Below are 19,710 nucleotides of genomic sequence, written 5' to 3'. Positions count from 1 at the left end.
GGTGGTGGCTACGCAGCAGGGTCCCGATCGCCCCGGCATCGACGACCCTGGTCGCGGGCGGCGCATCGCCATCGACGTGGGCAGTGTTCGCATCGGCGTCGCGTCCAGCGACCCCGACGGCATCCTCGCGACACCGGTGGAAACGGTTCCACGCTCGAAGGAGCGTGGGCCCGACGCGCCGGATATCCGGCGCATTATCGCCATCGTGTCCGAATACGAGGCGGTTGAGGTTATCGTCGGACTGCCACAGACGCTGCGCGGTGAGCAAGGTAAAGCCGCCGGTATCGCGACTGCATTCGCCAAACGACTGCAGCGGGCCGTCGAACCGATCCCGGTGAGACTGTCCGACGAACGACTGACGACCGTCACGGCTGCGCGCAATCTCCGCGAAAGTGGAGTCAAGGCACGCGGCCAGCGACCGATGATCGATCAGGCTGCGGCGGTGGAAATCCTGCAAGGCTGGCTGGACGAGCGGAGTAGAGCTGTGAAACCAGGGGAGTCGTCGAAGGACGCTGCACTGGAGGGCGATCTGTGAACGCGCGGTGGGATGAGGGCGGCGGAAGCCGGCCCACCAGTTCGTTCGACTTCGACAACGACGAGACCATGGTCATGCGTGCACTGCCGCAGAACATCGATCCGCCGCACATGTCGCGAGCCGAGGCACGCAAGCAACGCGAAGCGCGCAACAAGCGCGCCAAGCGTGGCAAGAAGGTCGGCGTTCTCGCCCTGCTGGTGTTGGTGATCGCAGTCCTCGGTGTCGGTGCATACGGCGCTCTCTGGTACATGGATCGCAACAAGACCGCGGAGGATTTTGCCGGCCCCGGCGGCGCACCCGTGGTCATCCAGATCAACAGTGGAGAAACCGCATCGGAGATCGGTGCGACGCTCGAGGCGAAGAACGTCGTCGCGAGTTCCGCTGCTTTCTACAACGCGGCGATCGCCAATCCGTCTGAGATCCAGAAGGTGCAACCCGGCTTCTACCAGGTGCCGGTGCAGAGTAGCGCCGCGAGCGCACTCGACACCTTGGTTGCCCCGGACTCCCGAGTCGGCAGTGTTGTCATCGCCGAAGGGCGTCAGCTGCACGACAGTTCGGACGCGCAGACGGGCTCACTCAAGAAGGGCATCTACAACCTCATTTCCGAGGCGAGTTGTGTCGGCCCGGTTTCCGCTCAGAAATGTGTCTCGACAGACGAATTGAACACTGCGGGAGCATCTTCCGATCTGGCTTCGCTCGGCGTGCCCGAATGGGCGATGTCGTCGGTCAAGAGCGTGCCGGACAAGGACCGTCAGCTCGAAGGCCTGATCGCCGCCAGCAGTTGGGATTTCGATCCCACTGCGACGCCGACCGAGATCCTGCGGTCGTTGGTCGAGGGTAGCGCCGCCAAGTACGAGGCCACGGGAATTCTGACAGCCGGCAGCGGGGTCGGAATGTCTCCGTACCAGTTGTTGGTGGCAGCGTCGCTGGTCGAGCGTGAGGCGTTGCCCGCTGACATGGCCAAGGTCGCGCGGGTGATCGTCAACCGACTCGCAGTCGATCAGCCTCTGCAGTTCGACTCCACGGTCAACTACTCACTCGACACCACCGAGGTCGCAACCACGGATGCCGACCGTGAGCGCGTCACGCCGTGGAACACGTACGCAATGCCGGGTCTGCCTGCAACGCCCATCGCTTCGCCGAGCATCGACGCGCTGAAGGCCGTGGAATCGCCGGCGGCCGGTGACTGGTTGTACTTCGTCACGATCAACAAGGAAGGCCAGACGCTCTTCACCAAGAGCTACGAGGAGCATTTGGCCAACATCGAACTGGCACAGCAAAGTGGGATTCTCGACAGTGGACGGTAGTACCGCGACTTCGCTCGCGACGCCCCGTAAGGCGGCAGTTCTCGGAAGCCCGATCGCTCACTCGAAGTCCCCGTTGCTGCATCTTGCGGCGTACGCGGCTTTGGGGCTGAGCGATTGGACCTACGAGCGGATCGAATGCACCGGCGAGCAGTTGCCTGCCCTCGTCGACTCACTCGGCCCCGAATGGATCGGCCTCTCGGTGACGATGCCGGGCAAGATCGCAGCACTCGAATATGCCACCGAACGCACACCGCGAGCGGTGACCATCGGCTCGGCCAACACCCTGGTTCGCATCGACGGCGGTTGGCGTGCCGACTGCACGGACGTCGACGGAGTCAGCGGTGCGTTGATCGCCGGCGGTGTCGGCGATCTCAGCGGCACTTCGGCGGTAGTTGTCGGCGCGGGCGGCACCGCGCGGCCGGCATTGGTCGCGTTGGCCGACATGGGAGTTCGGACAGTCACCGTGGTCGCGCGTGATCCGGGGCGCGCATCCGGTGCCATCGAATGCGGTGGTGCGGTCGGGTTGGACATAGATCTGGTCGCCTTCGACGACGCACAGCTAGGCGGGATCTGTGCCGAATCCTCGGTCTTGGTCAGTACCGTTCCCGCGGAAGCGGCAGCGCCCTTTGCCCAGCAATTGGGGAAGGCGCGATTTGTCCTCGACGCGATCTACAACCCCTGGCCGACGCCACTTGCTTCGGTTGTCGAGGCGGCCGGTGGCACGGTGATCGGTGGCCTCGAGATGTTGCTCAATCAGGCCTTCGGGCAGGTAGAGCAGTTCACGGGCAAGCCCGCTCCGCGAGAGGCGATGGCAGCCGCTATCGCCTAGCTCTGTTCACAGTGTCGAGGTAGTCCACAAGACAATTCGTAGTCTGCCGCTGGTGAACGCCAGACGCCAAGCTCGAAACCATGTGGACGTTGGTGGTCTTGGCAGGCGCTGGGGTAATCGCTGGTTTCGGTGCTCGGGCGATCGTCGACAATTGGTTGCGGCGACACGGTTATCGACCAGTCGTGACTTTCTGTTGTGTGCCGCAGTGCGCCGTCGCAACAGGCTGGGTTGTCGTCGGTGCGCTGAATACCTCGGTGGTGCAGTTACTTTCCGGTCTCGCCGTGGTGTGGTGGTGCGTCGCGATCTCGACTGTCGACCTGGCTGTGCGTCGGCTGCCCAACAGTTTCACGCTGCCGGGCTACGCCGTCGTGATGGTCTACGCGACGGTGTCGGGAACGGTGTGGGTGGCGGTGGTGGGGTCGGCACTGCTCGCCGGAATCCACCTCCTGGCGCACGTGATGTCGCCTGGTTCCATGGGTGTCGGCGATGTGAAGCTCTCGCTTCCTCTGGGCGCCGTGACCGGATTGGTGGGAGCGGACGCCTGGCTGTGGTCGTTGGTGTCTGCGTCGGTGCTCACCGCAACGCTGGGCACCGCGCTGGAACTGCGTAGACGAGGGCCGGTAGCCCACAATTCGCCCATTGCGCACGGACCCTCGATGTGCCTGGCAGCCTGCTGTTCGATTGCGTTTGCCTGGCTGACGTGACGAGTGCAACATCCGCGAGAAGTCTGGCGTTATTGACCGTTCAACGACGGACGGTGAACTGCAGGAAAGACGTAACCGTCGGTTTCATAAATGCGGGTATTGCCAGCGCGCGGTCCCAATATGCGGCGAGTCGGACTTGCCGAATGTCCACATCCTGACGTTCACTGAGGTTTCGGAAATGGGACAAAACGAATCTCGTTTCGCACTCGATTATCGGGGGAACCTATGCGCACAAGGCTTTTCGTCGCTGCGGCAGCCTGTTTGGCGGCTGTGGCTGCAGGAGCGGGCGTCGCCGGCGCCGCGCCTGCACCTTCATCGGTGGCACTGGGCGGGGGCTCAGGAATCCTGCTGCCGGACGTGGATCACTCCGATCCTGACCGAGTTGCAGCATGCATGTTGACCGCGGTCGGCTACGACAACGCCGGTTCTCTCGTGGCACTCACCGCCGGACACTGCGGAGTTGTCGGGGACCGGGTGTTCGCCGAGTACCTGCCCGAGGCCGGACCCATCGGTCGGTTCTCTTACTCGAGCCCGGTCTCGGACATCGCCGTGATCGATCTCGACGACGCCAAGGTAGCTCCGCTGCGTACCGTCGGCGGCACGACGATCAACGGAATCGGCGCCCCGCCGGCACCGGGCACGATCGTGTGCAAGGAAGGCCGTTCGACCGGCAACACGTGCGGTATCACCTGGGGCTACGACTCCGTCTACGGTGAGATCGTCGAGCACACGTGCTCGATTCCCGGTGATTCCGGTGGACCGCTCGTCGTCGGTGACCGCCTGGTGGGCTTGATCAGCAACGGCTACCCGCCGTACTGCTTCGAGCCGCTTCCGCCGCCGTTCCACGCTCCCGACAACTCGGCGGACATCAACATCGGTTTGGCTGACATCAACGCAAACGGTGGAGGATTCCGCCTGTTCTAGACCCACAGGTACCTCTGAGATGGCCCACACGCCTCGTGCGTGTGGGCCATCTGTGTTCACCGGGAGGACCACTGTGACAACTGAGGTCTGCGACGTGGAAAGATGGTCGGCGTGCTGCGTTGGATAACTGCCGGAGAATCCCATGGTCCCGCCCTCGTCGCGATGCTCGAGGGCATGGTCGCGGGGGTCGAAGTGACCTCTGAGGCCATCTCGTCCGAACTTGCCCGTCGTCGACTCGGTTACGGCCGTGGCGCACGGATGAAGTTCGAGGCCGACAAGGTCACCATCATCGGCGGTGTCCGCCACGGATTTACGCTCGGTGGCCCCGTGGCCATCGAGATCGGCAACACCGAGTGGCCCAAGTGGGAAACCATCATGTCCGCCGACCCGGTCGACCCGGACCTGCTCGCCGATCAGGCTCGCAATGCCCCGTTGACGCGCCCGCGTCCCGGACACGCCGATTACAGCGGCATGCTCAAGTACGGCTTCAACGACGCGCGTCCCGTCCTCGAGCGCGCCAGCGCTCGCGAGACCGCGGCCCGCGTAGCCGCTGGAACCGTCGCACGGTCCTTCCTGCGTCAGGTATTCGGTGCCGAGGTCGTTTCACACGTTATTTCCATCGGTGCTTCCGAGCCGTACGTCGGCCCCGTGCCGGCGGGCAAGGATCTCGACGCGATCGATGCGAGCCCGGTCCGCGCATTCGACAAGGCTGCAGAAGAGTCGATGATCGCCGAAATCGAATCGGCGAAGAAGGACGGCGACACCCTCGGCGGCGTCGTGGAGGTCGTCATCCACGGCCTGCCGGTCGGACTCGGCACCTTCGTCAGCGGCGCCGAGCGTCTCGATTCACGACTTGCTGCTGCTCTCATGGGAATTCAGGCCATCAAGGGTGTCGAGGTCGGCGACGGCTTCGAGACCGCGCGCCGTCGTGGCAGCGAAGCTCACGACGAAATCCGCCCGGGCCCGGACGGCATCGTGCGCTCCACGAACCGCGCAGGCGGAATCGAAGGTGGCATGACCAATGGTGAGGCTCTTCGAGTTCGCGCCGCGATGAAGCCGATCTCGACGGTTCCGCGCGCTCTGGCGACGGTCGACATGGAGAGCGGCGAGGAAGCGGTTGCCATCCACCAGCGCAGCGACGTGTGCGCGGTTCCGGCCGCCGGCGTCGTCGCCGAGTCGATGGTCGCGCTCGTCGTGGCTCAGGCCGCACTCGAAAAGTTCGGTGGTGATTCCATTGCTGAAACCACTGCCAACTACCGTCGTTACGCCGAGGGCATCGCAGCCCGACCGCCTCGATAGGACTCACGTATCGATGAAGCCGAAGGCTGTACTCATCGGTCCGCCCGGTGCCGGCAAATCGACCATCGGTCGACGTCTCGCGCAGGCACTCGAACTCGAATTGGTCGATACCGACGCCGAGATCGAACGGACCACGGGTAGGACGATCCCGGAGATCTTCACCCATGACGGAGAGCCTCGGTTTCGTGAGATCGAGGAATCGGTGGTTCGCGAAGCGTTGCAGGCCACCGACGGAATCGTCTCGCTCGGCGGTGGTGCGATCCTCTCCGATCGCACGCGCGAACTGCTCCAGGGGCACACGGTCATCTACCTCGAGATCAGTGTCGCCGAAGGGCTTCGCCGCACGGGGGCGAACAATCATCGCCCGCTGCTGGCCGGCGGAGATCCCAAGGTCAAGTACCAGGAGTTGATGAGGCGTCGTCGTCCGCTGTACCGGCGTTCGGCCACGATTCGGATTCGGACCGACGGCCGAAGTCCGGCGCGTGTCGTCGGGCAACTGGTGTCGAAACTTCAAGACAAATGAACAACCGGAGCGGAGTAGTGGAGCAGTGACCGAACCCGTACGTGTAGAGGTGAAGACCGCAAGTCCTTACCCGGTCGTGATCGGCCGCGGCCTGCTCGGTGATCTCGTTGCCGAGTTCGACGGCGCGCGCACTGTCGCGATCTTCCATCAGCCGCCGCTGGCAGAGACCGCGGAGGCCGTACGGGCTGCGTTGGCGGAGAAGGGAATCGACGCCCACCGTATCGAGATCCCCGATGCCGAGGACGGCAAGGATCTTGCTGTCGCGGGCTTCTGCTGGGACGTGCTCGGCCGGATCGGCCTGACTCGCAGCGACGCGATCATGAGTTTGGGCGGGGGAGCGGCGACCGACCTCACCGGCTTCGTCGCGGCTACGTGGATGCGCGGTGTCAAGGTAGTTCACGTCCCCACCACCTTGCTCGCGATGGTCGACGCAGCAGTGGGCGGCAAGACCGGTATCAACACCGAAGCGGGCAAGAACCTCGTCGGTTCGTTCCACGAACCGGGAGCGGTGTTCATCGATCTCGCGACGCTCGAGACTGTGCCGCACAACGAGATCGTTGCCGGCATGGCCGAGGTCATCAAGACCGGATTCATCGCCGACCCGGTGATCCTGGATCTCATCGAAGCCGATCCCAAGGCAGCTCTCGATCCGTCGGGAACTGTTCTGCCCGAGTTGATTCGGCGCTCCGTAGAGGTCAAGGCCAAGGTCGTGGCCGCGGATCTGCGCGAGTCGGATCTGCGCGAAATCCTCAACTACGGCCACACCCTCGGCCACGCGATCGAACGTCGTGAGCGCTACAAGTGGCGCCACGGTGCCGCTGTCTCCGTCGGCCTGGTCTTCGCTGCCGAACTCGGACGGCTCGCGGGCCGACTCGACGACGCCACCGCGGATCGTCACAAGTCGATCCTCGATCTCGTCGGGCTGCCGACGTCGTACGACGGTGATGCGTTCGGCGATCTGATGAAGGGAATGCAGACCGACAAGAAGAACCGTGCCGGGCTGCTGCGTTTCGTGGTCCTCGACGGACTGGCCAAGCCGGGTCGCCTCGAGGGGCCGGATCCGAGTCTGCTGGTTGCGGCGTACTCCGCGATTGCCCGCGATGCGCGGCCGGCCGGCGGAACGGTCCTGTTGTGAGGATCAACGTCGTCAACGGACCCAATCTGGGGCGTCTGGGTAAGCGTCAGCCCGAGGTCTACGGCGCGACCACACACGACGATCTGATCGAATTGTGCGTCGCGGCAGGCAAGGAGCTCGGCGTCGAGGTGATCGTCCGTCAGAGCGATCACGAAGGCGATCTGCTCGGTTGGATCCACGACGCGGCGGACGCGGGGGAACCGGTGATCCTCAATGCCGGTGGCTTGACGCACACGTCGGTGGTCCTGCGAGATGCATGCGCCGAACTGACCGCAGGTCTCGTCGAGGTACACATCTCGAACGTTCATGCGCGAGAAGAGTTTCGGCACCACTCCTACCTGAGTCCGATTGCGACCGGAGTGATCGTCGGACTCGGCGTCGCCGCGTATCCGCTTGCGATCAGGTTCCTCGCCGAGCGAGGCTGAACGAGGGAAGTCGAAAAAACAGCCACACGAATGCGGCCCCGAGGAAAATATCCTCGGGGCCGCATTCGGTTGTGTGGACGGCGGGCGTTACTGCTCGCGCTTGCCCAGATCGATCGCCGGGAAGACCGCGGTATCGGCGTCGGATTCCTCGACGGACATGGCGGCTCCGCTGTATGCGTGCTGCTCGGTGGGGGAGTCATAGCCCTCGCTGACGGGCACCGGTTCGTGGTGACGCTCATGGGACGGGGTCTGCGGAGCTGTTCCGTTCTTGCGCTGTTCACGGCTGACGAAGAAGCGTCCGACAGTGATGGCGATCATGGCGGGGACGAAGATGAGAAGGATCGTGAACGCCGCACCGGAGGTCACCTCGAAGAACAAGCCCTGCTGGGTCAGTTCGAGGGAGGGGACGAGGCTGAGTGCCCAGCTGGCAGCGCCGGCGACGAACCCGCCGACCAATGCGGCCTTGAGCCACAGCATGGTCAGATCGGCGCCGTCCTCGGGTTCGGGGAAGTTCCGGCGGTCACGAATGCCGTCGATACCACCCCAGATCGCGGCGAAGACGATGACGATCAACAGGGACAGCCAGCGCAGGGTGGACCCCTGAAGTGGCCACTGTGCGATCGCTGCACCGAGCAACGCACGAAACACAACATGTATCAGGGCCATGCCGAGGCCACGTACCAACCACGCATTCATGGGTACAGCCTAACTAGAACCCATTACACCTTGTGGCCTAACCCACACTTATTGCTGTAACCGCGAGTTTCGAGTTGATCGGCAGGTCTGCGCGGGCGGTAGGTTCGAGGGATGCCGGTCGACTTCAGAACACGCCGTGAATCCCTCAGACGCCTCCTCTCGGAGCGCGAACTCGACGCGATTCTCGTCACAGATCTCCTCAACATCAGATACCTCACCGGTTTCACCGGTTCCAATGCGGCGCTCGTCGTCAGTGCATCGGATTCAGCGTCCGACGAGCGTGAGACGGTGATCTGCACCGACGGCCGCTACGTGACGCAGGTGTCAGAGCAGGTGCCGGACCTTCGGGCCGAAATCGCCCGTTCGAGTGCTGCGCACTTGATCGAGAAGTCCACGGCGCCCGTTCTCGCGTTCGAGTCACATGTGGCGACGTTCGCCGAACATCGGGCTTGGACCGAAGCAGCGCCGAAGATCCGGTTCGAACCGGTGAGCGGACTCGTCGAACAATTGCGCATGGTCAAGGACGAGTACGAGGTGGAGTTGTTGCGAGCCGCGTGCACCGCAGCCGATGTCGCGTTGGCGCAGTTGATCGCTCGCGGTGGTCTGCGACCTGGCCGAACGGAACGAGAGGTCGGCCGCGAGCTGGAAAATCTGATGCTCGACAACGGGGCGGACGGTATTTCCTTCGAGACGATCGTGGCGGCCGGCGCCAACTCGGCGATTCCGCATCACCGACCGACCGATGCGATCCTGGCGTCGGGTGACTTCGTCAAACTCGACTTCGGCGCCCAGGTCGGTGGGTACCACTCGGACATGACACGGACCTACGTGCTCGAGTCCGTTTCCGATTGGCAACGGGAGATCTACGAGCTCGTCGCGCGTTCGCAAGCTGCCGGTTGCGACGCGCTCGCGCCGGGTGTCGAATGTGCGGCAGTCGACGCCGTCGCCCGTGCGGTGATCGACGATGCAGGCTACGGCGAGTTGTTCCTGCACGGCCTCGGCCACGGTGTGGGGCTCGAAATCCACGAAGCACCGGGGATCGGCAAGCTCGGCACCGGTACACTTCTTTCCGGCGCGGCGGTGACCGTCGAGCCGGGCGTGTACTTCTCCGGGCGCGGAGGTGTACGGATCGAGGACACGCTCGTTGTTCGTGAGCAGGGGCCAGAGCTGCTCACACTGACCGCAAAAGACCTTACCGTCGTCTGAGACGGTTTCCCGACCCCTAGGAGACGCGAAGCAAGTGGCTTCCACCAGTGATTTCAAGAATGGTCTGGTTCTGCAGATCGAAGGCCAGCTGTGGACGATCATCGAGTTCCAGCACGTCAAGCCCGGCAAGGGCCCTGCCTTCGTGCGCACCAAGCTCAAGAACGTGCTCTCGGGCAAGGTAGTGGACAAGACGTTCAACGCCGGTGTGAAGGTCGAGACCGCCACGGTCGACCGTCGTGACATGACGTACCTGTACCACGACGGCAGCGACTACATCTTCATGGACGGCGACACCTACGACCAGGTGTCGATCAGCGAATCCACCGTCGGCGACCAGTCGCGTTTCCTGCTCGAGAACATGGCAGTCCAGGTCGCGACCCACGAAGACGTTCCCCTCTTCGTCGAGCTTCCGGTCACCGTCGAGCTCGTCGTCAAGCACACCGATCCGGGCCTGCAGGGCGACCGCTCCACCGGCGGCACCAAGCCTGCGACCCTCGAGACCGGTGCCGAGATCAACGTCCCGCTCTTCATCAACACCGGTGACAAGCTCAAGGTCGATTCTCGTGACGGCAACTACCTCGGGCGTGTGAATTCCTGAGTGTCCGGCACACATAAGAAACTCGGTGCACGCCACAAGGCGCGCAAGCGTGCCGTCGACTTCCTCTTCGAAGCCGAGGCACGTGACCTCGATCCGGTCGCACTGGCGTCGGAGCGTTCCGATCTGTCCGTCAAGGACGACGCGGTAGCACCCGTCGCGGCCTACACCGTCACGTTGGTGTCCGGCGTTGCGGAGAATCTGGACCGGATCGATCAGGTCATCTCCTCGCATCTGCAGGACTGGACGCTCGAGCGTCTGCCCGCCGTCGACCGTGCGATTCTGCGTATCGCCGTGTGGGAGCTCTTCCACGCGACGGACGTTCCGCCGGTTGTCGCCGTGGACGAGGCCGTCGAACTCGCGAAGCAGCTCTCGACGGACGACTCTCCGGGATTCGTCAACGGAATCCTCGGCCAGGTCGTTCTCGTTGCGCCGCAGGTTCGATCGGCTGCGGCCGCGACCTCCCAGCGCGCGCAGGAATCGGATTCGGGTACCGAGTAGCAAGTTTTGTTCCACCACCGCCGTGCGAGTGTCACCGTGCGCGTTGTGTGTCTGCACACAACCGGTCGGAGTCGCTGCTCGCACGGCGGGATCAGGTCTGTCGGCTGATAGGGTGGGGACCGTCAGACATCCTTTAACGATCCGTCCAGTGAGGCGGAGAAGGAGGTCGCTGCATGAGCGTGCCCGAAGGGTCTCGCCCATCCGATCTTGCAGGTCCAGGTAACTCGAAGGCGCCGGTCGGTGCCGAGGCAGGTAGCGAAACCCGCGAATTGTTGTCCGCCCAGGATGTGGGCCGGACCATCGCGCGGATCGCTCACGAGATCATCGAGAAGACCGCACTCGACGGACCCGAGGGAACTGCCCCTCGTGTGGTCCTGATCGGTATCCCGACGCGTGGAACCACCCTCGCCACGCGACTGCGCGCCAAGATCGAAGAATTCTCCGGTGTGCGACTTCCCATCGGATCTCTCGACATCACCCTCTACCGCGACGATCTCCGGAACAAGCCGCACCGCCCGCTCGAGCGCACGTCCGTCCCCGAGGGTGGCGTCGACAATGCGCTGGTCGTTCTCGTGGACGACGTCCTCTTCTCCGGTCGCACCGTGCGCTCGGCACTCGACGCGTTGCGCGATCTGGGCCGCCCCCGCGCGGTCCAACTCGCAGTGCTCGTGGATCGTGGTCACCGCGAACTCCCGCTGCGCGCCGACTACGTCGGCAAGAACGTCCCGACCGCGAGGTCCGAGGACGTCAAGGTTCTCCTCCAGGAGCACGACGGCAGGGAAGCGGTAGTCATCTCCGGGGGTAAGAGCGCGTGAAGCACCTACTTTCCATCGCGGACCTCGATCGTGAGTCCGCGGTAGAACTTCTCGACGAGGCAGAACGGTTCGAGCAGGCACTTCTGGGACGAGAGGTACGCAAGCTCCCGACGCTGCGCGGACGCACGGTCATGACGGTGTTCTTCGAGAACTCGACGCGCACCCGGGTGTCTTTCGAGGTGGCAGGCAAATGGATGAGTGCCGACGTCATCAATGTCAGCGCATCCAGTTCCTCGGTGTCCAAAGGTGAATCCCTGCGCGATACCGCGATGACCCTGCGCGCGGCCGGTGCCGACGCACTCATCGTGCGCCACCCGGCTTCGGGCGCCGCCCACCAGATCGCAAAGTGGACCGGAGCGGCCGACGACGGTGGCCCGGCAGTCATCAACGCAGGTGACGGCACGCACGAGCACCCCACTCAAGCGCTTCTCGACGCTTTGACCCTTCGCCAGCTTCTCGGCGACATCGAGGGCAAGCGGATCGCCATCGTCGGCGACATCCTGCACAGCCGTGTCGCCCGCTCCAACGCACTGCTGCTCTCGATGCTCGGTGCCGAGGTTGTTCTTGTTGCGCCGCCGACACTGCTGCCGGTCGGTGCGCACACGTGGCCGGTCACGGTCTCGCATTCGCTCGACGCGGAACTGCCCGGACTCGACGCGGTGCTGATGCTGCGGGTTCAGGCCGAACGCATGAACGGTGGCTTCTTCCCGTCGCAGCGCGAGTACTCGATCAACTACGGCCTGTCCGAGAAGCGGCTGGCGATGCTGGCCGATCACGCGGTGGTCCTGCACCCCGGCCCGATGCTGCGCGGCATGGAGATTGCATCCGCCGTTGCCGATTCCTCCAAAACTGCTGTACTGCAACAGGTTACCAACGGCGTACACATGCGCATGGCTGTCTTGTTCCGACTGCTGGTCGGGTCGGAGGACGGTGCGCTGTGACCAGAAACGAGAACGGAGAATCACCCGTGAGTGTCCTGCTCCGCGGAGTCCTGATCTACGGAGAAGGTGAGCCCACCGACGTACTCGTCGGCGACGGCACGATCCTCGAGATCGGCGTGGACCTCGATCCGGCCACGGCATCCGAGGTGATCGATGCCGGCGGGCAGATCCTGCTTCCCGGCTTCGTGGACCTGCACACACATCTGCGTGAGCCCGGCCGCGAAGACACCGAGACCATCGAAACCGGAAGCTCGGCAGCGGCTCTGGGTGGATACACCGCGGTCTTCGCGATGGCCAACACGAGTCCCGTCGCCGATTCGGTGGTCATCACCGATCACGTCTGGCGACGCGGGCAGGAAGTCGGCCTCGTCGACGTCCACCCCGTCGGCGCAGTCACAGCGGGCCTGGAAGGCAAGCAACTCGCCGAGATGGCGACCATGGCCGCAGGCGTCGGCAAGGTCAAGATGTTCTCCGACGACGGCCACTGCGTCTACGACCCACTGATCATGCGTCGCGCGCTCGAATACTCCAGCTCACTGGGCGTCCTGATCGCCCAGCACGCGGAAGAGCCGCGTTTGACCGTCGGTGCGGTCGCCCACGAGGGCCCCACGGCCGCGCGTCTCGGCCTGGCCGGATGGCCGCGAGCAGCCGAAGAATCGATCGTGGCCCGCGACGCACTGCTCGCGCGTGACGCCGGCGCCCGCGTTCACATCTGCCACGCCTCCACCGCCGGAACCGTCGAACTCGTGAAGTGGGCTCGCAGCCAAGGGATTTCGATCACCGCCGAGGTCACCCCGCATCACCTGCTCCTCGACGATTCACGGCTCGAGACGTACGACGCGATCAACAAGGTCAACCCGCCCTTGCGTGAGGCCAGTGATGTTGCCGCGCTGCGCAAGGGTCTGGCCGAGGGAATCATCGACTGCGTCGCGACCGACCATGCTCCGCACGCCGAGCAGGACAAGTGCTGCGAGTTCGCAGCCGCTCGCCCTGGAATGCTCGGCCTCGAAACCGCACTCTCGATCATCGTGCAGACGATGGTCCAGCCCGGCTTGTTGGACTGGCGCGGTGTTGCCCGGGTCATGAGCGAGCGCCCCGCGGCAATCGTCGGCCTCGACGATCAGGGCCGTCCCATCGAGGTGGGGGAGCCCGCGAACCTGACATTGGTCGATCCATCGGCCGAGTGGACGGTCCACGGTCCCGACCTGGCGAGTGTCGCGCATAACACTCCGTACGAGTCGATGACATTGCCCGCTCGGGTCACGACCACACTGTTACGTGGCCGCATCACCGCACACGACGGGAATGTGCGGCTGCGGAGTAGCGAGGAGTAGCGCGTCATGGACAGAGCACTGTGGATCATCGGTCTGGCGATCTTCTGGGTCGCGATGATCGGCCTGATGTACGTCGGCTGGCGTGGACGCGCTCGACGCCAGAAAGACAAGATCGGCGAACTGCCGACGGTACCGGCAACCCTGGGTGAACTGCTCGTCCTGCCGACCACCGGCCTGTACGTCGGCAGCACCATCGCACCCAGTTGGCAGGACCGAATCGCCGTCGGCGACCTCGGTTTCCGCGCCACCTGCGAGATCAGCCGCTACAGCGGCGGAATTCTGGTCGAGCGTGACGGCGCGTCGGCCATCTGGATTCCGGAGAAGTCGATCCGCGCGATCCGCACGGAGAACGGTCTTGCCGGCAAGGTCATGAGCAAGGACGGCGTCCTGGTGATTCGCTGGGAATTGCCGAGCGGAACCGAGATCGACACGGGCGTGCGCGGTGACGACAAGACGGTTTATCCGGACTGGGTCAAGCCGGTGACTGCTTCGAACAAGACCGCTTCGAACAAGACGAATGACAACGAAGACGCAAGCTCTGGCGACATCGAGCAGAACGGAAAGAACGCATGAGCGGCTTTGACAACAGCCCCGCAGTACTGGTCCTCGAAGGCGGACGGGTGTTCCGCGGAACCACCTTCGGTGCGGTTGGACAGACCCTGGGCGAAGCGGTGTTCAGCACCGGAATGACCGGCTACCAGGAAACGCTCACCGATCCCAGCTACCACCGCCAGATCGTCGTCTCCACCGCACCGCAGATCGGCAACACCGGCTGGAACGACGAAGACGACGAGTCGGTCGGACCGACCGGCGAGCGTGCCGGCGCCAAGATCTGGGTTGCCGGGTACGTCGTTCGTGACCCCTCGCGCGTCACCTCGAGCTGGCGTGCAACCGGTTCGCTCCAGGCCAAGCTCGAAGAGCAGGGCATCGTCGGAATCGCCGGGATCGACACCCGCGCCCTGGTTCGCCACCTGCGTACTCGCGGTTCGATGAAGGCCGGAATTTTTTCCGGTGAAGCCATCGCCGCCGATGACGAACTGGTCCGACGGGTTCAGGATCAGCCGACCATGCTCGGCGCCGATCTTGCCGGTGAGGTCAGCACCACCAGCGGCTACGTCGTCGAGCCGAAGGGCGGGGAGGCGCTGTACACGGTTGCCGCCATCGACCTCGGTATCAAGACCAACACCCCGCGCATGTTCGCCGAGCGCGGTATTCGCGTCCACGTGCTGCCGTCCAACGCGAGTCTCGAACAGATCCTCGACCTGAAGGCCGACGGAGTGTTCCTCTCCAACGGTCCCGGTGACCCAGCCACCGCCGACGGCGCAGTCCACCTCACGAAAGAGGTCATCGGACAGGGCTTGCCGCTGTTCGGTATCTGCTTCGGCAACCAGATCCTGGGCCGCGCCCTGGGCCTGAGCACCTACAAGATGAAGTTCGGCCACCGCGGAATCAACATCCCGGTGATCGAGCATCAGACCGGTCGCATCGCGATCACCGCTCAGAACCACGGCTTCGCGCTCGAAGGCGAAGCCGGTCAGGAATTCGACACCCCGTTCGGCCGCGCGGTGGTCAGCCACACCTGCGCCAACGACGGAGCCGTCGAAGGTGTTCGCCTGCTGGACGATTCGGCCTTCTCGGTGCAGTACCACCCCGAGGCGGCAGCCGGCCCGCACGACGCCGCGTACCTCTTCGACCGCTTCACCAGCCTGCTCTCCGCACGGAAAGAAACCGGAGTCAAGAACTAATGCCACGCCGTACAGATCTCAAGCACATCCTGGTAATCGGCTCCGGTCCGATCGTCATCGGTCAGGCCTGCGAGTTCGACTACTCGGGCACCCAGGCCTGCCGCGTCCTCCAGGAGGAGGGCCTGCGCGTCAGCCTGGTCAACTCCAACCCGGCCACCATCATGACGGACCCCGAGTTCGCCGACGCCACGTACGTCGAGCCGATCACGGCCGAGTTCCTCGAGAAGGTCATCGCCAAGGAAGCCTTGCAGGGCAACAAGATCGACGCCGTCCTCGCGACGCTCGGCGGTCAGACTGCGCTCAACGCCGCAGTGGCGCTGCACGAGCAGGGCATCCTCGAGAAGTACGACGTCGAACTGATCGGCGCAGACTTCGACGCCATCCAGCGCGGCGAGGATCGCCAGAAGTTCAAGGACATCGTCGCCAAGGTCGGTGGCGAATCCGCGAAGTCCGCAGTTTGCTACACGATGGACGAAGTACACGCCACGGTCGCCGAACTCGGTTACCCGGTTGTCGTGCGTCCGTCCTTCACCATGGGCGGCCTCGGTTCCGGCATGGCGTACGACGTCGACGATCTCAACCGCATCGCCGGTGGCGGTCTGGCCGCGTCGCCGACGGCGAACGTCCTGATCGAGGAATCCATCCTCGGTTGGAAGGAATACGAACTCGAGCTCATGCGTGACAGTCGCGACAACGTCGTGATCGTCTGCTCCATCGAGAACGTCGACCCGGTCGGTGTCCACACCGGAGACTCGGTCACCGTCGCCCCGGCGATGACGCTGACCGACCGCGAGTACCAGGCGATGCGCGACCTTTCCATCGACATTCTGCGTGAGGTGGGCGTCGACACCGGCGGCTGCAACATCCAGTTCGCGATGGACCCGAAGGACGGCCGCCTGGTCGTCATCGAGATGAACCCGCGTGTCTCCCGCTCGTCGGCTCTGGCGTCGAAGGCGACCGGTTACCCGATCGCGAAGATGGCGGCCAAGCTTGCCATCGGCTACACGCTCGACGAGATCGTCAACGACATCACCAAGGAAACCCCGGCTTGCTTCGAGCCGACACTCGACTACGTCGTCGTCAAGGCTCCGCGGTTCGCTTTCGAGAAGTTCCCCGGTGCCGACGGAACTCTGACCACCACGATGAAGTCGGTGGGCGAGGCCATGAGCATCGGCCGCAACTTCACCGAGGCTTTCGGCAAGGTCATGCGTTCGCTCGAGACCAAGCGTGCGGGTTACTGGACCGGCGCCGACATCGAGACGGAGAGCCTGGATGCACTGCTCGCCGATCTGAGCGTTCCGCAGGACGGCCGCATGTACGGCATCGAGAAGGCATTCGCGCTCGGAGCAACTGTCGAGCAGCTCTTCGACGCCACCAAGATCGATCCGTGGTTCCTCGACCAGTTCCAGCAGATTCACGAGCTCGGTGAAAAGCTGCGCGCTGCAGAGTCTTTCGACGAGGCTTCCCTACGTCAGGCCAAGTACCACGGCATCTCGGACCGCCAGATCGCGGCTCTGCGCCCCGAACTCGGTGGTGACACTCACGCAGGTGAGGACGCCGTTCGCGCTCTGCGTGATCAGCTGGGCGTGCGCCCCGTCTACAAGACCGTCGACACCTGCGCCGCAGAGTTCGAGGCCAAGACGCCGTACCACTACTCGACCTACGAGCTCGATCCCGAGGCCGAGTCCGAAGTTGCTCCGCAGACCGAGCGACCCAAGGTTCTGATCCTCGGATCCGGCCCCAACCGCATCGGTCAGGGCATCGAGTTCGACTACTCGTGTGTCCACGCGGCGCAGACGCTGTCCGAGGCCGGGTACGAGACCGTCATGGTCAACTGCAACCCCGAGACCGTCTCCACGGACTACGACACCGCTGATCGCCTGTACTTCGAGCCGCTGACGTTCGAGGACGTCTTCGAGGTCTACCGCGCGGAGGCGCAGTCGGGCACCGTTGCCGGCGTCATCGTCCAGCTCGGCGGCCAGACCCCGCTCGGACTGGCGAAGCGTCTCGAAGCTGCCGGCGTCCCCATCGTGGGAACCAGCCCCGCAGCCATCGACCTGGCGGAGGACCGCGGCGAATTCGGCCGCGTACTGACCGAAGCCGGTCTGCCCGCACCGAAGTTCGGTACCGCCACCACGTTCGACGGCGCCCGCGAGATCGCGGCAGGTATCGGCTACCCGGTGCTGGTGCGTCCGTCGTACGTGCTCGGTGGACGCGGCATGGAGATCGTCTACGACGAGGCTTCCCTCGCCGACTACATCTCGCGCGCCACGGAGATCTCCGACGATCGTCCGGTCCTGGTCGACCGCTTCCTCGAAGACGCGGTCGAGATCGACGTCGACGCTCTGTGCGACGGCACCGAGGTGTACCTCGGCGGCGTCATGGAGCACATCGAGGAAGCCGGCATTCACTCCGGTGACTCGGCGTGTGCGCTCCCGCCCATCACACTGGGCCGGGCGGATCTCGAGAACGTCCGCCGCTCCACCGAGGCTCTCGCGAAGGGCATCGGCGTCAAGGGCCTGCTCAACGTCCAGTACGCCCTCAAGGACGACATCCTCTACGTGCTGGAAGCAAATCCCCGCGCCAGCCGCACGGTTCCGTTCGTGTCCAAGGCGACGGCCGTCCAGCTGGCCAAGGCATGCGCCCGCGTCATGCTCGGCGAATCCATCGCGGAACTGCGTGCGAGCGGCATTCTGCCGGCGAAGGGCGACGGCGGAAACACCCCGGCCGGTGCACCGATCGCGGTCAAGGAAGCTGTGTTGCCGTTCAACCGCTTCCGCCGCGCCGACGGTACCGGCGTGGATACCTTGCTCAGCCCGGAAATGAAGTCCACCGGTGAAGTCATGGGAATCGACTTCGACTTCGGTACGGCTTTTGCCAAGTCGCAGACTGCCGCCTACGGTTCGTTGCCCACCACGGGCGCGGTGTTCGTCTCGGTCGCCAACAAGGACAAGCGTTCGCTGATCTTCCCGGTCAAGCGCCTGGCAGACCTCGGATTCACCATTCTTGCCACCGAAGGAACCGCAGATGTTTTGCGGCGCAACGGTATCGAGTGCAAGCAGGTGTACAAGCAGTCGGGTGAAGATGTTCCGGCCGGTGCCGAGACCATCGTCGACCAGATCCGCAGCGGCGAGGTCGCCATGGTCATCAACACGCCGTACGGCAACAACGGCCCGCGTGTCGACGGCTACGAGATCCGAAGCGCAGCGGTTGCGTCGAACATCCCGTGCATCACGACGGTGCAGGGCGCCTCGGCTGCCGTGCAGGGCATCGAAGCAGCCATTCGCGGCGACATCGGAGTTCACTCCCTGCAGGAATTGCACGCAGGTCTTCGTCAGCCGGCACAGCAGTCGTGAGTCACAGTTGGGGGCAGCGTCTCCGGTCCGCGATCGCGGACCGGGGGCGGCTGTGCGTCGGTATCGACCCGCATCCCGCGCTTCTCGACGCGTGGGGACTGCCGCGTACGGCCGAAGGTCTCGAGACTTTCGCCGAGATCTGCGTCGAGGCGTTCACCGGTGAGGTCGGACTGGTCAAACCGCAGGTTGCGTTCTTCGAGGCTTACGGCAGCGCCGGCTTCGCCGTGTTGGAGCGGACCATCTCGGTTCTTCGCGATGCGGGAACGCTGGTCGTCGCGGATGCCAAGCGCGGTGACATCGGTTCGACGATGGACGCGTACGCGCAAGCCTGGTTGGGTGATTCGCCGTTGGCCTCCGACTCGGTCACCGTTTCGCCGTACCTGGGATTCGGGGCGCTGACTCCGACACTCGAACTGGCACGGCAGAACGCACGCGGGATCTTCGTCCTGGCACGAACCTCCAATCCGGAAGGCGGCGTACTTCAACAGTCGTCGGCTGACGGTGTGAGCGTGGCTCAGTCGATCGTCGACGCTGCGGTCGATGCGAACGTCGACGGCCGTGAGACCGTCGGACTGGTGGTCGGTGCAACTCGGGACCACGGTCTGGACCTGTCGCAGTTCAACGGCCCGATTCTCGCTCCGGGACTCGGCGCGCAGGGTGCGACGGCAGCGGATCTCGCAGACATCTTCGCGGGATCGACCGAGCTCCTGCTGCCGAACACTTCCCGTGGGGTGCTCAAGCATGGTCCTTCGGTATCGGCACTTCGGGAGGCAGCAATGCGTGACCGAGACGAGATCGAAGCCGCATTGGCGAACTGATCCGTGAGTGACCTCGAGGCTC

Annotated in this window: 20 protein-coding genes; 19 read left to right on the top strand and 1 reads right to left on the bottom strand. The window is 64.3% G+C overall.

The genetic code is table 11. The annotated features are described in order from the left end of the window. Position 1: 1 nt before the first annotated feature. From ruvX to aroQ, 9 genes are all read left to right on the top strand, one after another. Complete coding sequence (ruvX, locus tag RhoBH5_RS01430; RefSeq protein WP_003944838.1) at positions 2–535, top strand: Holliday junction resolvase RuvX; 534 nt, start codon at positions 2–4, stop codon at positions 533–535. After that, on the top strand, positions 532–1,842 hold the full coding sequence (gene mltG / locus RhoBH5_RS01425) for an endolytic transglycosylase MltG (protein WP_042445689.1): 1,311 nt from the start codon (positions 532–534) through the stop codon (positions 1,840–1,842). Before ruvX ends, mltG begins: the two co-directional genes overlap by 4 nt. Further along, a complete protein-coding gene (locus RhoBH5_RS01420; protein WP_081557839.1) occupies positions 1,832–2,671 on the top strand; it encodes a shikimate dehydrogenase in 840 nt (279 codons plus the stop codon). The genes mltG and RhoBH5_RS01420 overlap by 11 nt, the downstream gene beginning before the upstream one ends. A 182-nt stretch (positions 2,672–2,853) precedes the next feature. Continuing rightward, positions 2,854–3,375, top strand: coding sequence for a prepilin peptidase (locus RhoBH5_RS01415; protein WP_270007877.1), 522 nt, complete (start codon positions 2,854–2,856; stop codon positions 3,373–3,375). Between the two features lie 225 nt (positions 3,376–3,600). After that, entirely contained in the window at positions 3,601–4,299 is a 699-nt protein-coding gene (locus RhoBH5_RS01410) for a S1 family peptidase (protein WP_270007876.1), read from the top strand. Between the two features lie 111 nt (positions 4,300–4,410). Next, complete coding sequence (gene aroC, locus RhoBH5_RS01405; RefSeq protein ID WP_063316721.1) at positions 4,411–5,598, top strand: chorismate synthase; 1,188 nt, start codon at positions 4,411–4,413, stop codon at positions 5,596–5,598. 13 nt (positions 5,599–5,611) lie between these two features. Then, positions 5,612–6,121, top strand: a complete 510-nt coding sequence (locus RhoBH5_RS01400; RefSeq protein WP_030536425.1) for a shikimate kinase — start codon at positions 5,612–5,614, stop codon at positions 6,119–6,121. Positions 6,122–6,146: 25 nt separating this feature from the next. Next, positions 6,147–7,256 (top strand): 3-dehydroquinate synthase, encoded by a 1,110-nt coding sequence (aroB, locus tag RhoBH5_RS01395; RefSeq protein WP_003944873.1) that lies wholly within the window; start codon positions 6,147–6,149, stop codon positions 7,254–7,256. Next, positions 7,253–7,681: a type II 3-dehydroquinate dehydratase gene (gene aroQ, locus RhoBH5_RS01390; RefSeq protein WP_003944916.1), complete on the top strand. Its 429-nt coding sequence runs from the start codon at positions 7,253–7,255 to the stop codon at positions 7,679–7,681. The genes aroB and aroQ overlap by 4 nt, the downstream gene beginning before the upstream one ends. Before the next feature lie 87 nt (positions 7,682–7,768). On the opposite strand, the gene RhoBH5_RS01385 is transcribed toward aroQ, so the two are convergent. Next, a complete protein-coding gene (locus RhoBH5_RS01385; protein ID WP_019748369.1) occupies positions 7,769–8,377 on the bottom strand; it encodes a B-4DMT family transporter in 609 nt (202 codons plus the stop codon). Positions 8,378–8,488: 111 nt separating this feature from the next. Here RhoBH5_RS01385 and RhoBH5_RS01380 point away from each other — a divergent pair, with 111 nt between their 5' ends. From RhoBH5_RS01380 to pyrF, 10 genes are all read left to right on the top strand, one after another. Next, positions 8,489–9,583 carry a M24 family metallopeptidase gene (locus tag RhoBH5_RS01380; protein WP_003944812.1) on the top strand — a complete coding sequence of 365 codons (1,095 nt, stop codon included), beginning with the start codon at positions 8,489–8,491 and terminating at the stop codon, positions 9,581–9,583. Between the two features lie 34 nt (positions 9,584–9,617). After that, on the top strand, positions 9,618–10,181 hold the full coding sequence (efp, locus tag RhoBH5_RS01375; protein WP_003944958.1) for an elongation factor P: 564 nt from the start codon (positions 9,618–9,620) through the stop codon (positions 10,179–10,181). After that, positions 10,182–10,679 (top strand): transcription antitermination factor NusB, encoded by a 498-nt coding sequence (nusB, locus tag RhoBH5_RS01370; RefSeq protein ID WP_007728014.1) that lies wholly within the window; start codon positions 10,182–10,184, stop codon positions 10,677–10,679. It begins immediately after the preceding gene. Between the two features lie 173 nt (positions 10,680–10,852). Beyond that, positions 10,853–11,494 (top strand): bifunctional pyr operon transcriptional regulator/uracil phosphoribosyltransferase PyrR, encoded by a 642-nt coding sequence (gene pyrR / locus RhoBH5_RS01365; RefSeq protein WP_003944977.1) that lies wholly within the window; start codon positions 10,853–10,855, stop codon positions 11,492–11,494. Then, positions 11,491–12,435 (top strand): aspartate carbamoyltransferase catalytic subunit, encoded by a 945-nt coding sequence (locus RhoBH5_RS01360; RefSeq protein ID WP_270007875.1) that lies wholly within the window; start codon positions 11,491–11,493, stop codon positions 12,433–12,435. The genes pyrR and RhoBH5_RS01360 overlap by 4 nt, the downstream gene beginning before the upstream one ends. A gap of 26 nt (positions 12,436–12,461) precedes the next feature. After that, positions 12,462–13,769, top strand: a complete 1,308-nt coding sequence (locus tag RhoBH5_RS01355; RefSeq protein WP_003944990.1) for a dihydroorotase — start codon at positions 12,462–12,464, stop codon at positions 13,767–13,769. Positions 13,770–13,775: 6 nt separating this feature from the next. Continuing rightward, positions 13,776–14,342 (top strand): PH-like domain-containing protein, encoded by a 567-nt coding sequence (locus RhoBH5_RS01350; RefSeq protein ID WP_003944773.1) that lies wholly within the window; start codon positions 13,776–13,778, stop codon positions 14,340–14,342. After that, positions 14,339–15,514, top strand: coding sequence for a glutamine-hydrolyzing carbamoyl-phosphate synthase small subunit (gene carA / locus RhoBH5_RS01345; RefSeq protein WP_270007874.1), 1,176 nt, complete (start codon positions 14,339–14,341; stop codon positions 15,512–15,514). The genes RhoBH5_RS01350 and carA overlap by 4 nt, the downstream gene beginning before the upstream one ends. Beyond that, positions 15,514–18,870, top strand: a complete 3,357-nt coding sequence (gene carB, locus RhoBH5_RS01340; RefSeq protein WP_003945010.1) for a carbamoyl-phosphate synthase large subunit — start codon at positions 15,514–15,516, stop codon at positions 18,868–18,870. Before carA ends, carB begins: the two co-directional genes overlap by 1 nt. After that, positions 18,867–19,688 (top strand): orotidine-5'-phosphate decarboxylase, encoded by an 822-nt coding sequence (pyrF, locus tag RhoBH5_RS01335; RefSeq protein WP_270007873.1) that lies wholly within the window; start codon positions 18,867–18,869, stop codon positions 19,686–19,688. The genes carB and pyrF overlap by 4 nt, the downstream gene beginning before the upstream one ends. The last annotated feature ends 22 nt before the right edge of the window (positions 19,689–19,710 follow it).

This window comes from Rhodococcus sp. BH5 (genome assembly GCF_027583855.1).
Classification (GTDB): Bacteria; Actinomycetota; Actinomycetes; order Mycobacteriales; family Mycobacteriaceae; genus Rhodococcus_F; species Rhodococcus_F qingshengii.
The sequence above is the reverse complement of the archived record's forward strand: the minus strand, read 5'-3'. Positions and strand labels throughout refer to the sequence as shown.

What these genes read in the sequence shown, in the direction of transcription:
- carB (WP_003945010.1), top strand. Translation starts at nt 15,514, where the DNA reads ATGCCACGCCGTACAGATCTCAAGCACATCCTGGTAATCGGCTCCGGT.
- RhoBH5_RS01380 (WP_003944812.1), top strand. Translation starts at nt 8,489, where the DNA reads ATGCCGGTCGACTTCAGAACACGCCGTGAATCCCTCAGACGCCTCCTC.
- pyrR (WP_003944977.1), top strand. Translation starts at nt 10,853, where the DNA reads ATGAGCGTGCCCGAAGGGTCTCGCCCATCCGATCTTGCAGGTCCAGGT.
- RhoBH5_RS01410 (WP_270007876.1), top strand. Translation starts at nt 3,601, where the DNA reads ATGCGCACAAGGCTTTTCGTCGCTGCGGCAGCCTGTTTGGCGGCTGTG.
- RhoBH5_RS01350 (WP_003944773.1), top strand. Translation starts at nt 13,776, where the DNA reads ATGGACAGAGCACTGTGGATCATCGGTCTGGCGATCTTCTGGGTCGCG.
- RhoBH5_RS01400 (WP_030536425.1), top strand. Translation starts at nt 5,612, where the DNA reads ATGAAGCCGAAGGCTGTACTCATCGGTCCGCCCGGTGCCGGCAAATCG.
- RhoBH5_RS01385 (WP_019748369.1), bottom strand. Translation starts at nt 8,377, where the DNA reads ATGAATGCGTGGTTGGTACGTGGCCTCGGCATGGCCCTGATACATGTT.
- carA (WP_270007874.1), top strand. Translation starts at nt 14,339, where the DNA reads ATGAGCGGCTTTGACAACAGCCCCGCAGTACTGGTCCTCGAAGGCGGA.